15 protein-coding genes, 1 tRNA gene and 1 riboswitch are annotated in these 14,137 nt (G+C 38.4%); of the genes, 7 read left to right on the top strand and 9 right to left on the bottom strand.

Annotated features, from left to right (window positions below):
• Positions 1–10 precede the first annotated feature (10 nt).
• Positions 11–772 (top strand): enoyl-CoA hydratase/isomerase family protein, encoded by a 762-nt coding sequence (locus NSIN_RS04520; protein WP_101009582.1) that lies wholly within the window; start codon positions 11–13, stop codon positions 770–772.
• Between the two features lie 74 nt (positions 773–846).
• Positions 847–1,197: an iron-sulfur cluster insertion protein ErpA gene (gene erpA, locus NSIN_RS04515; RefSeq protein ID WP_101009581.1), complete on the top strand. Its 351-nt coding sequence runs from the start codon at positions 847–849 to the stop codon at positions 1,195–1,197.
• Between the two features lie 44 nt (positions 1,198–1,241).
• Here the strand turns inward: erpA and NSIN_RS04510 are convergent, their stop codons facing one another.
• From NSIN_RS04510 to NSIN_RS04470, 9 genes are all read right to left on the bottom strand, one after another.
• Positions 1,242–1,469 (bottom strand): Lrp/AsnC ligand binding domain-containing protein, encoded by a 228-nt coding sequence (locus tag NSIN_RS04510; protein WP_101009580.1) that lies wholly within the window; start codon positions 1,467–1,469, stop codon positions 1,242–1,244.
• 36 nt (positions 1,470–1,505) lie between these two features.
• On the bottom strand, positions 1,506–2,753 hold the full coding sequence (locus NSIN_RS04505; protein WP_101009579.1) for a Glu/Leu/Phe/Val family dehydrogenase: 1,248 nt from the start codon (positions 2,751–2,753) through the stop codon (positions 1,506–1,508).
• A 53-nt stretch (positions 2,754–2,806) separates the two neighbouring features.
• A complete protein-coding gene (locus tag NSIN_RS04500) occupies positions 2,807–3,157 on the bottom strand; it encodes a Sec-independent protein translocase subunit TatA/TatB (protein ID WP_101009578.1) in 351 nt (116 codons plus the stop codon).
• Between the two features lie 51 nt (positions 3,158–3,208).
• A complete protein-coding gene (locus tag NSIN_RS04495; RefSeq protein WP_101009577.1) occupies positions 3,209–3,523 on the bottom strand; it encodes a DUF190 domain-containing protein in 315 nt (104 codons plus the stop codon).
• Positions 3,520–3,906, bottom strand: a complete 387-nt coding sequence (gene crcB / locus NSIN_RS04490; protein ID WP_101009576.1) for a fluoride efflux transporter CrcB — start codon at positions 3,904–3,906, stop codon at positions 3,520–3,522. Before crcB ends, NSIN_RS04495 begins: the two co-directional genes overlap by 4 nt.
• A 12-nt stretch (positions 3,907–3,918) precedes the next feature.
• On the bottom strand, positions 3,919–4,497 hold the full coding sequence (locus NSIN_RS04485) for a hypothetical protein (RefSeq protein ID WP_165775241.1): 579 nt from the start codon (positions 4,495–4,497) through the stop codon (positions 3,919–3,921).
• A 2-nt stretch (positions 4,498–4,499) separates the two neighbouring features.
• Complete coding sequence (locus NSIN_RS04480; RefSeq protein WP_101009574.1) at positions 4,500–5,528, bottom strand: plastocyanin/azurin family copper-binding protein; 1,029 nt, start codon at positions 5,526–5,528, stop codon at positions 4,500–4,502.
• Between the two features lie 21 nt (positions 5,529–5,549).
• A riboswitch (Fluoride riboswitch) is annotated at positions 5,550–5,628 on the bottom strand.
• Positions 5,629–5,693: 65 nt separating this feature from the next.
• On the bottom strand, positions 5,694–6,827 hold the full coding sequence (locus tag NSIN_RS04475) for an MFS transporter (protein ID WP_101009573.1): 1,134 nt from the start codon (positions 6,825–6,827) through the stop codon (positions 5,694–5,696).
• Position 6,828: 1 nt separating this feature from the next.
• Entirely contained in the window at positions 6,829–7,518 is a 690-nt protein-coding gene (locus tag NSIN_RS04470; protein ID WP_101010069.1) for a class I SAM-dependent methyltransferase, read from the bottom strand.
• A 118-nt stretch (positions 7,519–7,636) separates the two neighbouring features.
• On the opposite strand from NSIN_RS04470, the gene NSIN_RS04465 reads away from it, so the two are divergent.
• The 5 genes from NSIN_RS04465 (at position 7,637) to NSIN_RS04445 (ending at position 13,952) form a co-directional block, all read left to right on the top strand.
• Entirely contained in the window at positions 7,637–10,141 is a 2,505-nt protein-coding gene (locus tag NSIN_RS04465; RefSeq protein ID WP_245871901.1) for a DEAD/DEAH box helicase, read from the top strand.
• Between the two features lie 53 nt (positions 10,142–10,194).
• Positions 10,195–11,019: an SDR family oxidoreductase gene (locus NSIN_RS04460; RefSeq protein WP_101009572.1), complete on the top strand. Its 825-nt coding sequence runs from the start codon at positions 10,195–10,197 to the stop codon at positions 11,017–11,019.
• Between the two features lie 153 nt (positions 11,020–11,172).
• Positions 11,173–12,738 (top strand): DNA topoisomerase I, encoded by a 1,566-nt coding sequence (locus NSIN_RS04455; RefSeq protein WP_101009571.1) that lies wholly within the window; start codon positions 11,173–11,175, stop codon positions 12,736–12,738.
• A gap of 42 nt (positions 12,739–12,780) precedes the next feature.
• Positions 12,781–12,874: transfer RNA gene (locus tag NSIN_RS04450), tRNA-Met, on the top strand.
• Positions 12,875–13,049: 175 nt separating this feature from the next.
• On the top strand, positions 13,050–13,952 hold the full coding sequence (locus NSIN_RS04445) for a cation diffusion facilitator family transporter (RefSeq protein WP_101010065.1): 903 nt from the start codon (positions 13,050–13,052) through the stop codon (positions 13,950–13,952).
• The last annotated feature ends 185 nt before the right edge of the window (positions 13,953–14,137 follow it).

Genomic DNA, 14,137 nt, shown 5'->3' with positions numbered 1-14,137 from the left:
GAGTTTTGACATGTCCCTAGTCAACGTATCAAAAGCAGACGGAATTTGTACAGTCAAGATAAACAGACCAGACAAGCTCAATGCAATGAACATGGATGTTGCAAATGAGATAATCCAGGTCTTCAAAGAAATTGAATCAGATGATACGGTCAAAGTTGTAGTAATAACAGGAGAAGGAGACAAGGCATTTTCTGCAGGTGCAGATATTGCTTACATGTCAACAATCTCGCCAATAGAATCAGAAACATATGCAAAACTTGGCCACCTCTTAACATGGACAGTAGAAAACTGTAGCAAGCCAACAATTGCTGCAATCAACGGATTTGCGCTAGGTGGAGGATGTGAGCTTGCACTTGCGTGTGACATCAGAATAGCTGCAGATACTGCAAGAATGGGACAACCAGAGGTAACAATTGGTGTATGTCCAGGATGGGGCGGAACACAAAGACTCCAAAGGACAATTGGAATTTCTCAAGCTAAAGATCTCATATTTACCGGAAGAATGGTAAAAGCAGATGAAGCAAAAGAGATGGGACTAGTAAACAAGGTAGTTGAGCTTGCCAAGTTGGCAGAAGAGACTACAAACATGGCAAAGATGATCGCACAAAATTCTGCAATGGCAGTAAGAATGTCAAAGGTTGCAATCAACAAGGGAAGAAACTCTGACATTGATACAGGACTTTCACTAGAACTGTACACATGGGGTCTATGCTTTACTCATCCAGACCGAGCAGAAAGAATGACTGCATTTGTCAACAAGTCCAAAAAGTAAGCTCTACCTAATTTGCCATTCCTAGTATGTCAGGTAGGAAAAGATTATTATAATTTAAAGGCAAAATTAGTTTCATGAGTAATACACAGACCACCAAACTGGTCACAATTACACCAAAGGCAGCAGAGAAAGTAAAAGCTTTCATGGCTGAAGAGACAGAAAAGCCAGAGTTTCTGCGAGTCTACGTGCAAGGTGGAGGATGCTCAGGATTATCCTACGGAATGGGATTTGAAAAAGCATCTGAAGAAGACGATCTAGTAATTGAAGAAAATGGCGTAAAGATGGTCATTGACAGTTACAGTGTCGACTACCTCAAGGGTGCAAACATTGACTACATCGAGAGCCTCATGGGTGCAGGATTTAAGATAAACAATCCAAATGTAACCAAGTCTTGCTCTTGTGGCAGTTCATTTAGCACATCTTAAAAATTCGATTTCTTTAATTTTTATTTTCTAATGTCTAGTGGCAACTAGATTACCATCAAGGTCATTGTAGTAAGAACATGCGGTACTTTTCTTACTTCTTTTGTAATTATTTTCTCAAGGGTCAATGAATCAGAGGCTTCTACTTTGACAATAACATCATACAGACCGAGGGTACCTGTGACTTCAGATATTCCTCTTATTTCCATGAGTTTACGGATTACTGGATTTTCTTTTCCAGTCTCACAATGTATTGCGACAAAAGCTTTGCTCATAGAATAGTATCACAATATCAAGTATTAGGTATTTCTCTACGGCCAGAGGCCTCGTGCGTCAAATGCCTCTAGCACTCTACCTACTGCTAGTATCATACTTGCCTTTCTCATGTCGACATTGTGTTTCTTTGAGAGTTCGTATGTGTCGTTGAAGCCCCGTACAATGTGGTGTTCCATCTTTCCTGCAACTTCGTCAAATGTCCAGTAGTATCGCTGCAAGTTTTGTACCCATTCTAGGTAGGAAATGCATACACCTCCGGAATTTGCCAAAATATCTGGAATGACCATGATTTTGTTCTTGTGTAAGACATCATCTGCCTCAGGTACTGTCGGGCCGTTTGCAGCTTCTGCAATTATTTTACATTTTATGTTTCGTGCAATTTGTGGTGTTATTTGGTTTTCAAGTGCGGCTGGAATCAAGACATCACAGGGGGTTGTAAGAAGCTCTTCTGTTGTGACTTTTTTACTTCCAGGATAGCCAACTACGCTACCAGTCTTGTTTTTGTATTCCAGTACTTTCTTTGAATCAAGTCCTTTCGGATTTATTATGGAACCTTTAGAATCGCTTACTCCGATAATCTTTGCACCCATCTTTTCTACATATTCTGCAGCAAATGTGCCTGCATTACCATATCCTTGTATGACAACTCGTGCACCCTTGAGCTTGAGGCCTAGTTTCTTTGCGCCCTCTCTTACACAATAAGCAACACCAAGACCAGTAGCTACGTTTCTTGCAAGGGAACCTCCTGCTGGTATTGGTTTTCCGGTAATAACTGCAGGCTCTGTCTGGCCGTGCATTACACTATAAACATCCATTATCTGTGCCATTTCTTTTCCTGTGGTGTATACATCAGGAGCTGGAATATCTTTACCCGGTCCAATGATTTCAGATATTGCATATGCATATCTTCGTGTCAATCTCTCTTTTTCACCTGGAGAGAGTCTTTTTGGATCACAGATTATTCCACCCTTTCCTCCACCAAATGGAACATCAACTATTGCACATTTCCAAGTCATCCACATTGAAAGTGCCTTTACTTCCTCAATTGTTACATCTGGATGATATCTAATTCCACCCTTGTGTGGACCTCTAAAATCATTATGTTGTGATCTATATCCGGTAAATACTTTGATTCTGCCATCGTCCATCTTGACTGGCAATGATACTGTCAAAACTTTTTTTGGATTTGCAAGCATTTCATGTATACCTGCATCAAGTTTCAAAATTTTTGCGGCATCAGCAAGTTGCTTGAGAGCATTCTGCCATGGATCGATTTTAGTCAATCTTAACCGATATGTCTCACGGGATATTATATTTAAATTTGTTGAGGTCGCGTTTATTGTTTAGTGTCTTGATCGGGTTTTGCAGAACCGCCTAGCTTCAAGTTCACCATGCTCCTCAAATCATCATCAGTCTTTCCTTCTGTGGTTATGCCCAGCGACTTGGCAAGGCTCTCAAGTTTTTGTCTCTCAGACATGACAGGTCCTGAGATGTTGAGGTTAAACTCTCCCTTGGCTTTTTGTATCTCTTCTTGGACCATGCCCTTGGTCTTGTCATACTGAGCCATTACTCTGGAAAACTTTTTTGTAATATCAGGAAGCCTTTTTGTTCCAAGAAATAGCACTAGAGCAGCCAAGACAATCATTATCCAATCATTGCCTATGATGTTTAGTGCATAATCAAACATGGAGTAATTTTACTTGTTTCTAAAATTAAAGGTTTCACGAATGGATTTGGTTTAGACAACACCGACTTCGTGCAAGGTAATCAAGCCGTTATCATCAACTAGTTTTTTTATGTCAGGCAGCACTTTTTCTATTTTTTCAAGATCTGCTATTACTTCTATGACAAGTGGCATGTTTACTGATATTCCTTCTACATGGATTGTAGATTCTCCTCTTCTTCCATATCCTCCAACTCCTGCCCACACTGTTGCACCCAGTATAGCGCCTTTTTTCAAGATGTCAAGTATCAAGATATGTACACGCTTTCCTTGTACGGTATCATTTTTCTTGATTCTGATAACAAGTGACCACATTTTTTGGGTTCTCATTTTAATCCTCCAAGTATCATACTGGTCAATGCTCGTCCTCCAAATATTGCACCAAGTGACAGACCAACATTTGCAACTATGTTTAGTGCCACTAGTGAATATTGTTTGTTGTCAATTAAATTAGCTGATTCCAAAGCAAATGACGACATAGTGGTCAGTCCGCCACAGAATCCAATTGCCACAAGCATTGCATATTTTTCATCAAGATTCCATTGTTGAGAAAAGACTGCAAATGATCCTAACACAAAACTTCCAACAATATTTACAATCAGGACGTTAACTGGCAGTGTGCCGAGGATTAGTTGTGATTTTGTTATACCATATCTTAGAAAGACTCCAAGAACTCCTCCTGCAGCTAACAAGACAATTTCCAAGAATTTCATCTCTCCAGCATCCTAGCTTGAATATTTTCCCATATGTGAAAATCCTATTCCGAATTTTCTGATGAAAAGTATGGTTACAGCAAGTGAGGATACCAATGTTATCAACACCAGTGGTCCAAATTCTGGAACTACTGTTATACCGACAGTATCAATCTGACCTTTCCAAGTTGATGGATCAGTTCCAGGAAGTCCGGAACCTTGTAATTGTATCTGAAAGTTTACAGGGCTTGCATTATCCAATGGAAGAGTTGTCTGTAAATCATCTCCATTTTCAGCGTATGCAGTTTGATTTGACAATACCGTAATTCCATTACTTTCTTGCTGCATGGCACGTATACCATAATTTTCATGGGCTATTTTGTTTCCTTGTGCATCAGTAAAGGAAATCTGTAATGCAAGTGGCTTGTGTACCTCTACAGGTGTAGAGAGTATAGTGACAATAACAGAGCCATCTTGGGACATTCCTTTTGACACTACAAGAGAAGAATCATCAGATTCCTGTGCAAAAGATTCGTTTCCTGATAACAGTACTGCAATTAAAATTCCAGATAAGATTAGTATTCCTGAAATAATTAGTATTCTAGTTTGCATAGTCATTGTACATAATCTCCTTCATGTGGCTTCTTTTTACGTATTTTCACAAGAAGCACCACTACTCCAGCAGTAATCAAAGCAGGAGTAAAGAATAACGGTATAAGATAATCTTGCAATGCCATGTTTCTTGCAGGCTGGACCATGTCATCCATTCCGGCCATACCACTCATATCAGAATTAGAGTCCATTTGCTCTACCATCGCAGAATATTGTACAGATTGTCCACTATTGTCAATGTCGTCGAATCTAAAGATGGCAGGGCCTGGCTCGTCAAAGCTAAAGTAATTGTATCCCCCTCCAAACTGTGTCCTGTCTTCTGACCTGAAGAGCTGTTTTCCATTTTGCGTTATAGTAAATATATAATGAGCAGGAATTGGGTGCGGCATTACATTATCATAGAATTGGAATACAAAGGTTATCTTGTGTCCGGTCATGATGTAATGTGGTTCCCAGCTTAGGTCTGCTTCATATCGTCTGTCAGGCGTAAGACGTACTTGTGGGAATTGAGTTAGTTTATTTCCATCAGCATCAGTTGGGTCTGGCTCTTTTTCATTTACAACAATGTATCCATCCATCCATGGATGTATTGTGCAGAAATACTCATACTGTCCTGGTTTTGTAAATGTGTATGACCATTTCTTTCCAGGCATTATTGTTCCACTATCAAATAGTCCAGACGGTTGGCCCATGTTGTTTTGTATTAACCCTTCTCTTCCTCCAGCTTTGCCACTTGTAACAGTGTGTCCTTCAGTATCTTGGTTTAGCCATGTCACAGTTTGGTTTACCTGTATAGTAGTAGCTGTAGGCAGATACCATTGGGGTGCTGCAGTGTTAAAGTTTGGATCAAATGCACCATATGGTATAGTGATCATCTGCACCGCTGCAAATACCTGCGGTGATACAGTATGCAACAAGAGTGGACCTGACGCAAGAACTAGAATAGAAAATGCAATTACAAAATATTGTAAATTACTTTTAGTGATGGTGTCAATTCCAGCCCGAATTCTTTTTTTGTTTTTTGTGTTCATCTTGTCTACCTATTTAATTTCCATTAGGTAGACATTATCAGCACCATTCTTGGGCGGTTTAGGATTTTACTCCAAGGCTAATGTCATAGCCATCCTTGTCTTTGAGTAAGATGTTTTTAAAGATTTGCAAGTATCGTTTCTGTTTGGTTTTTTATTGTACGACACCTAGGCAAGAACTGTCTCTTTCTTTTTTACAAATACAAATCCTAGAACAGCTAGGCCTGATACAAACAAGATGAGATAAGGAATGGAACTTTCAAACGAGTTTGCAATTACACCTATAACTAGAGGTCCAAATGCCCATCCCATTCCAAAGGTAGCCTCATAGGCTCCAATTAATGCTCCTGGATTGTCGTGTGTCTTTCTCATGATTATCTCAAATGTGAGCGGGAAATAGACACTAAATCCAAATCCTAGTATCAATACAGCAATTCCAAAATCTAGCATAGAATGAGAATAATACAATAGAAACATTCCAACGGAGATTGACAGAATTACAATCAAGACACTTGCAAAGAATTTTTTCATTAAAAATCCAGACGACAGCAAAGATACAAGCCTAGAGATGCCAAAGACAAAAAAGAGTAATTCTATATTTGATTCAGAGATTTTTCTGTCATTCATGTATGCAGGAAGTATTGCAAGAAATACTCCAAAACTTGTGCTGCAGAACAACAAAATTGCAATCACTGTAGGAAACTTTGTCATTTGTTTTGCAGATGCAAAAGATATTTTTCCCTTGTGATTGGATATGTTGTTTTTTGACAGCATGGTAGAAAATACAAGAGATGTTGCTATTGCAAAGGCAGAGACTTGGAATATCATTCTGTATGATGCATCAAAACTTTCAAGTAGGAACGATCCAACAAGCGGGCCTATCATTATTCCTGCAACAAAAAATGCCATAAATCTTGATATTGCCTTGACACGATCATGCGGACTGGATGATTGTGAAATTATGGATTCACATGGAGGCCAGAAAAATGAATGTGCGATTCCCACAAGTGTTCTAAACAGGATGACCTGAGGCACAGAATTTGCAGTAGATAACGCGTAGATAGACGCAGTATCAAGGACCAATCCCAGAGTTAACAGCAATCCCTTGTTGAACCGGTCAAGAAGCATACCGACAAAGAGTGGGATGAACATGTATGGAATGAAGTTTGAAAATCCAATTAATCCAAGATCAAGATATGATGCACCAAGATCTTTTGAAAACAAAGGAACTACAGGATTGTGCATTCCGTATGAGAATCCTACCACCAGTGCAATGATGTAGACAAGGGTTACTTTGTTCATCTTACTTGTAGGCTGCAACCATTATTGCGCCACCAAGCATTCCTGTTTCAAACTCTACTCTTGAGAATCTCTCAAGTAAGAGAGACTCGAGTTTTTTGTTCTGTGGCCATAGCTTGTATGTGCCATAAAGTGTGGCAAATTTTAGTCCCAGTTTTCCGCCACCAATTACTGCAAGTATTGGAAGTATAGCCCTAAGATAAAACGAGACTCCCATTCTTATTACAGGATTATCTGGCTTGCCCAAATCCACTATGACAAATCGTCCACCTTTTTTGAGCACACGATGTATCTCAGATATGGCAATTCGCAGATTTATTGCATCACGTAATGAATATCCAGTCAATACGGCATCAAAGTTTTCATCGCGAAATGGAATATGTTCAAAGACACCACAAGTAAGAACTGGAGTCTTGGAAAACAACCTACTTGTATTTTTCAACATGGGTCTGAGCGGATCATAAAGAGTAATGTCAATGTTATTGTTGCATATCATTGATGCAGTCTTGGACATGTTTCCAAAACCAGATCCTGCATCCAGTATATGATCTCCAGGATTTACTCTGCCTTTGATTCCACGCTGCCGAAACTCTGAATCTCTTCCAAGTGAGATCATTGAATTTACTTTATCATAAACAGGAATTATTTTTTCCAAGACATCGAGGACTTCGCCCCAATAACTTCCAAGACCCACATCAGATTGGAACGCATACCGCATTATATGTCATCAGGGTTTGGTATTTTGATTCAACCTCTGATAGACATCAAGGTATAATCAAAAATTAAATCAGCCACAAGTTGTCATTAAACTAGTGCATTACTGTCCCAAGTGTAAATCAAGAATAGAGATACAACGTACGTTTAATCAAAAAATACACTTTAGCTGTTCCAAGTGTAAAATAGAAGATATTGTAGATTCGAAAAAAAATCTAGATGAGGCATTTTTAGAATTTTTAATAAAATTTGACAATGATGAGATACCAACCAAAAAGGAGGTAGGATCAACATTAGAGAAAGAGGGAATGTTGCAGACAGAAGAGGAGATAAACAAGATGATAGGTGATTCCAAAATCGGAGACATTACAAGGTCAGTTTTATTCTCAAAGAGGCATTACGTATCACACTTTAAGGTAATAGAAGAGCCTGAACCTGAAATGGGTTCTACAGTAGAGGATTCAGGATTAGACAAGAGAATAATTGAATCATTAGAGTCAAAAGGCATAAAAAAATTCTACAAGTTTCAAGAAGATGCAATACATCATATAGTATCAGGAGACAATATTGTAATTACTGCACCAACTGCATCGGGAAAAACTGAGGCTTTTGTTGTTCCAATAATGGAAAAAATTGCAAGCTCAAAGAGTTCTTTGATACAAGCAATCTTTGTCTATCCAACAAAATCACTTTCGCGGGATCAATATCCAAAGATAAAAGAGATTGCAGACAAGATGAATATTCAATGTGCAGTATTTGATGGAGATACAAAACAAACAGAGCGACAAGATATTCTCTCTAGTCCACCTCAAGTGATTATAACCAACTTTGATGTCTTACATTATCATTTATGGCATAGGACAAGATTTGCGGCATTATTGAATACTGCAAGATTTCTTGCAGTAGATGAGGCTCATGTATATTCTGGAATTTTTGGTTCCAATGTTCACTACATCATAAAAAGACTAAAGAGAATTGCACCGAAACTGCAGATGATTGCAGCATCTGCTACACTTGATAATGCATTGTCTTTTTGTCAGATGTTGTTTGGCGTGAAGATGGTTCAGGTATTAGGCTCTGGAAAAAAAGGCAAGACCGAGTTTTCAATGTTGTTTCCCTCATTGATGACCCAGCGTGCATTGATGATAGACATTCTAAAAAAACTAACAACAAAACATCACAAGACTCTAGTCTTTAGTAATTCGCATCTTAATTCTGAGCTCTTGGCGCTTCAGGCCCGAAGGCAAAAAGTGGACATTAAGGTTCACAGGGCTGGGCTCATGGCAAACTATAGGAGATCAGTTGAGAACATGTTCAAATCAGACAAGTTGCTTGCAATATCTGCCACTCCCACGCTAGAACTTGGAATTGATGTAGGAAATGTGGATGGTGTGATATCATCTACAATACCTGTCAACAGGCTTACACAAAGAATAGGAAGGGCTGCAAGAAAGGGCCAGGGAGGATATGCGTTTCTAATACTGGGAAACGACCCAATATCACAATACTACAAGAATCATCCTTCAGATTATTTTGAGGATACCGAGCAAGTGTATATCGACCCCAAGAATCCATTTGTTGAAGAGTTTCAAGTAATTGCAATGGCATGCGACAAGCCAATTGCAAAACACGAATTGCCAGAGCATAAGGATGTAATACAAAGACATGTGGGTGCCGGAAATCTTGTCTTGATTGAAAATAGATATGTTCCAAACTATGATCAGATAAAATCCATTTTAGAAGAATACAGTATCAGAGGAATTGGAAGATCAATTGATATTTTCTTAAATGACAAAAAAGTAGGAGAGCGAGTTTTACCGATTGCATTAGAGGAGCTTCATCCACATGCGGTTTATTTTTTGGCAGGAACTAGATATCAAGTAAAAGAAACAGGATATCCTGAAAAGATGACTGCAAAATTAGAATATCTTCCAAAAAATTATCCATATTATACCAAGGCACTAACAGAAGAGTGGCCTACAATAGAGACTGTATTTGAGAAAAGATTTGCAAAGGGAATTGAAGTTGCATTTTGCAAGTTACACATTCAGAAAAGAGTATACGGATATGTTAATTTGGAATTGGGTCAAGAGGTGGGGCAGGGACAAAAAATTATTTTGGAAAAGCCCCTCGATTATGACTTTGTTACAAAGGGGATTGTATTCAAGGCTCCAAGGCCTCTTGGTGAAATCAGCAAGGCGGAAAACGAAGAATATGTCGAGGCAAGCGGTTATCACGCTACAGAACATGTGGTAATAGAGGGAAGCAACATGATAACAGGTGGCGTCTCTCAAGACCTTGGAGGAATATCTCTTGGTACGTCTGGGCTTGTCTTTGTATATGACTCGGCAATAGGAGGAAATGGTGCAAGCAGGGCACTTTATGATAGGCTAGAAAAGGCGTTTGAGAGAAGCCTGGATATTGTAACAGAATGTCCCTGTAAAAATGAGTCAGGATGCCCACGCTGTACTTTTTCATACAGGTGTGGAAATAACAATGAATATCTTCACAAAATGTCTGCAAGAGAGATTCTCCAGAGGATAAAAGATGGAGAGAAAACAGAGATAATAGAGCCCTCAGAAGGGGACAAACCGCTTGTATGACGATATCAGAGTATCAGAATAACACAAATTAATCTGGTCTGCCAAGATACAACATGGATAAAGTTGCTCTAGTGACTGGCAGTTCAAGCGGGATTGGGTTTGAGACAGCACTTGAACTTGGGCGCAATGGGTATCACACCTATGCAACAATGCGTGATATCTCAAAGGGCAGTAAAATTTTGGAGATTGCAAAAAAAGAAAATCTCAAGATCAAAGTAATAGAACTTGATGTAAATGACGACCAGTCAATTAAAAATGCAGTAAAAAAAATTCTAGATGAAAATAAAAGATTAGATCTTCTTGTAAACAATGCAGGCTACTTTTTGGTAGGATGTCTTGAAGACATGACAGAAAAGGATCTAAAAGATCAGTTTGAAACAAACTTTTTTGGAGTAGTAAGGATAATCCAGTCGGTTTTGCCTACCATGCGAAACCAAAAGTCTGGAACAATAGTAAATGTGAGCTCTGTTGCAGGCAGGATAGGATTTCCTGTAACTCCAGGATATATCAGTTCCAAGTTTGCGTTAGAGGGATTAAGTGAATCCATGAGATACGAGCTGGCGCCATTTGGAATAAAGACGATAATCATAGAACCAGGAGTTGTCAAGACAAACCTGTTTACAACACTCAAAAAGGCAACAAAGGCAGACCCTGCATACAAGGATATCACTCAGAAAGTGTTGAGTGGGCTAATCATGATGTCACAGATGGGCACACAGCCACAGGAGGTAGCAAGCACCATAGTCAAGGCGGTATCATCAGATAATCCCCTTCCAAGGTATCCTGTGGGTAATGATGCAGCCATGTTCCTTGAAGCAAAAAAGGTCAAGACGGACATAGAGTTTGAAAATTACATAAAAAAGGAACTTTTTAGCTAGAATACATATTTTTTACCAATACTTGACAAATATGAAAATCTAAAAGTAGTAAATTTTGTAATTTTTTTAATAATATTTTGGTTAGATTGATATACGACAGAGGGTCAATTTTTGTCAAAGTCAACACAATTAATCAAAATTAGTGATAACAAAATGAAATGGAAAACCCTTCAACATAATGGCATTGCGTTTCTTCCTCCCTACGAATCAAAGGGCATTACTGTAAAGATCAAGGGAGAGAAAGTTCCACTAAGTATTGATGCAGAAGAGATGGCATACCAGTGGGCAAAGAAAAAAGATACGCCATACGTCAAGGATGCAGTATTTCAAAAGAACTTTTTTGCACACTTTGTAAAAGAGCTTCCTGCAAAATTCAAAGGAGTGTCACTTTCAGACATTGACTTTTCTGAAGCTTTCAAGGTAGTTGACATGGAAAAAGATGCCAAGCTTACCATGACAAAAGAAGAGAAGAAAAAGATTGCAGCTACAAGAAAGGAGATAAAAGAAAAGATGAAGGCAAAATACGGCAAGGCAATAATTGATGGAAAAGAAGTCGATGTTGCAAACTGGATGGCAGAGCCTCCAGGACTTTTCATTGGAAGAGGAGACCACCCACTAAGAGGTAAGTGGAAACCAAGAATTACAGAAAAAGATGTTACATTAAACCTTGGAAAGGAAGCAAAAGTTCCTCCTGGAAACTGGGGAAAGATAATCCATGAACAAGACTTCATGTGGCTTGCAAGCTGGATGGATGAGCTGACAGGCAAGAGAAAGTACGTTTGGCTCTCTGACACATCGGATCTCAAACAGGAACGAGACAAGATGAAGTATGACAAGGCAACAAAGCTTGCAGCGGAGATTGACAAGGTTCTAGGCATGGTGATAAAGAAAATGTCAGACAAGGACGACAAGGTTCGAAGTGTTGCGACTGTATGCTATTTAATTTACAAAACTGCCATGAGAGTAGGTGATGAAAAGGATCCAGATGAGGCAGACACCGTAGGTGCTACAACATTGCGAGTAGAACATGTCAACCTCAAGCCAGGCGTGATAGAGTTTGACTTTTTAGGAAAAGACAGTGTAAGATGGCAAAAACCATTACCAGTAACAGAACAAGACAAGGCATTTTATGAGAACCTCAAGAAATTCACAGAGAAAAAGAAAAAGGATGAACTGATATTTCATGAGATAACATCAAGACATGTAAACGAATTTTTGAGTGGAATAGTAAAGGGACTTACTGCCAAAGTGTTTAGAACATATCTTGCAACTCAGGTGGTAACAAGCTATCTCAAAAAGGTAGACAACATAAAATCAAAATCAGAAAATATCAAGATATACCATGCCAAGCTTGCAAACTTAGAAGCTGCGGTAACATGCAATCACAAAAGAACAATACCAAAGAACTTTGATGAAACACTCCAGAAAAAACGAGAAGCAATAAAGAAATTAAAAGAAACAAAACCAAAGACAGACAAACAAGTAGAGAAATTAAAACAACGTGAAGAAAAATTAAAACTTGCATTAGAGCTTGCAGAAAAAACTAGAGACTATAACTTGGGAACGTCACTTAGAAATTATATCGATCCTCGAGTCGTCAAGTCCTGGTCAGATGCAATGGAATTGGATTGGCAGAAACTTTACACATCTGCACTTCAAAAGAAATTCCAATGGGTCTCAAAGGTTGATACCACTTGGAAAGATATTGCAAAAGTTTAGGCAAGTACATTTAATTGCATCAAGAATTTAGGCGTTAGTTATGCCGGGGTAGCTCAGCCTGGCCTAGAGTGCCAGTCCACACATAAGGGTAATACTCATAATCTGGAGGTCGTGGGTTCGAAACCCACCCCCGGTATACACTTTTTTGCACAACATTACATCTTACATCCATTGTCAAAGATTTGGCAAATGGTAGAAAATTATTTCAACAGAGTTAATTATTAATGAGATTAATCTAAATTAATAATAATTATTAAAAACATATCAAAATATAGCACTAAATTAATAAATTAGAATCAATCTTGGGCATTATGCAGCAAACTGAAAGTACATCTTCAAATAGAATATCAAAACTCAAAATTGTACTAATTCTTACTTCGACATATTTTGTTGCAGAGATTGTAGGAAGTTTACTAACTAACAGTCTTGCGTTGCTTGCAGATGCAGGCCACATGTTAACAGATGTTGGAGGACTTGCTTTGTCACTTTTTGCCATTAATTTTACACGAAAAAAACCCACTCCTCAACGTACCTATGGATTTTACAGAACAGAGATACTTGCATCTCTAGTAAACAGCGTAGCTTTAGTCATGTTATCAATTTACATTTTCATTGAAGGTTATCGTCATATCTTTGCACCACCAGAGATTCAAAGCATCCCAATGACAATAATTGGAGGTGTTGGATTGGCAGTAAATGTACTGTGTGTGAAGATACTTGGAGGTCATTCACATGAAGATGGTGGACATGAGGGACATGATCACAAACATGAAGAAGAAAATCTCAACATGAAAGGTGCTAGGTTAGAAGTTCTAAGTGACACAGCAGGTGCCGCGGGCATAATTATAACAGGAATTATAATATTTTTTACTAAATTTTATTTGGCTGATGCAATATTCAGCATTGGTCTTTCTATATTCATTCTCCCCAGAACTTGGTCAATAATGAAAAAATCAATCAATATTTTGATGGAAGGTACACCATCAAACATAGATTATGAGGAAGTAAAAAATGCCATATTGAAAATAAAAGGGGTTACTGGAATATTTGATCTGCATATTTGGGCCATAACATCAGGAATGAATGCATTGTCTGCCCATGTAGTGACACTTGATCAGAAAAAATCTCAAGCAATAATTTTAGAGATAAGATCCATACTTGAGAATAAATTTGGAATTATTCGTTCTACCATCCAGATAGAACCTTATCACTAACAAATTTGAGATTATACTTTTTGGAATTTTCTACCCCAGAGCTTTTCAAGATTAACTCACACGATATCACAAAAATAGTTCAGATCTATAGCGAAAGTGAATATGTACAATTGCATCTAAGAAATTTGAATATACCATCTGGAAACTTTAGGAATAAGTGCTACAAATGGAACTGTTACAAAGAC

This window comes from Candidatus Nitrosotalea sinensis (assembly GCF_900143675.1).
Lineage (GTDB): Archaea > Thermoproteota > Nitrososphaeria > Nitrososphaerales > Nitrosopumilaceae > Nitrosotalea > Nitrosotalea sinensis.
The sequence above is the reverse complement of the archived record's forward strand: the minus strand, read 5'-3'. Positions and strand labels throughout refer to the sequence as shown.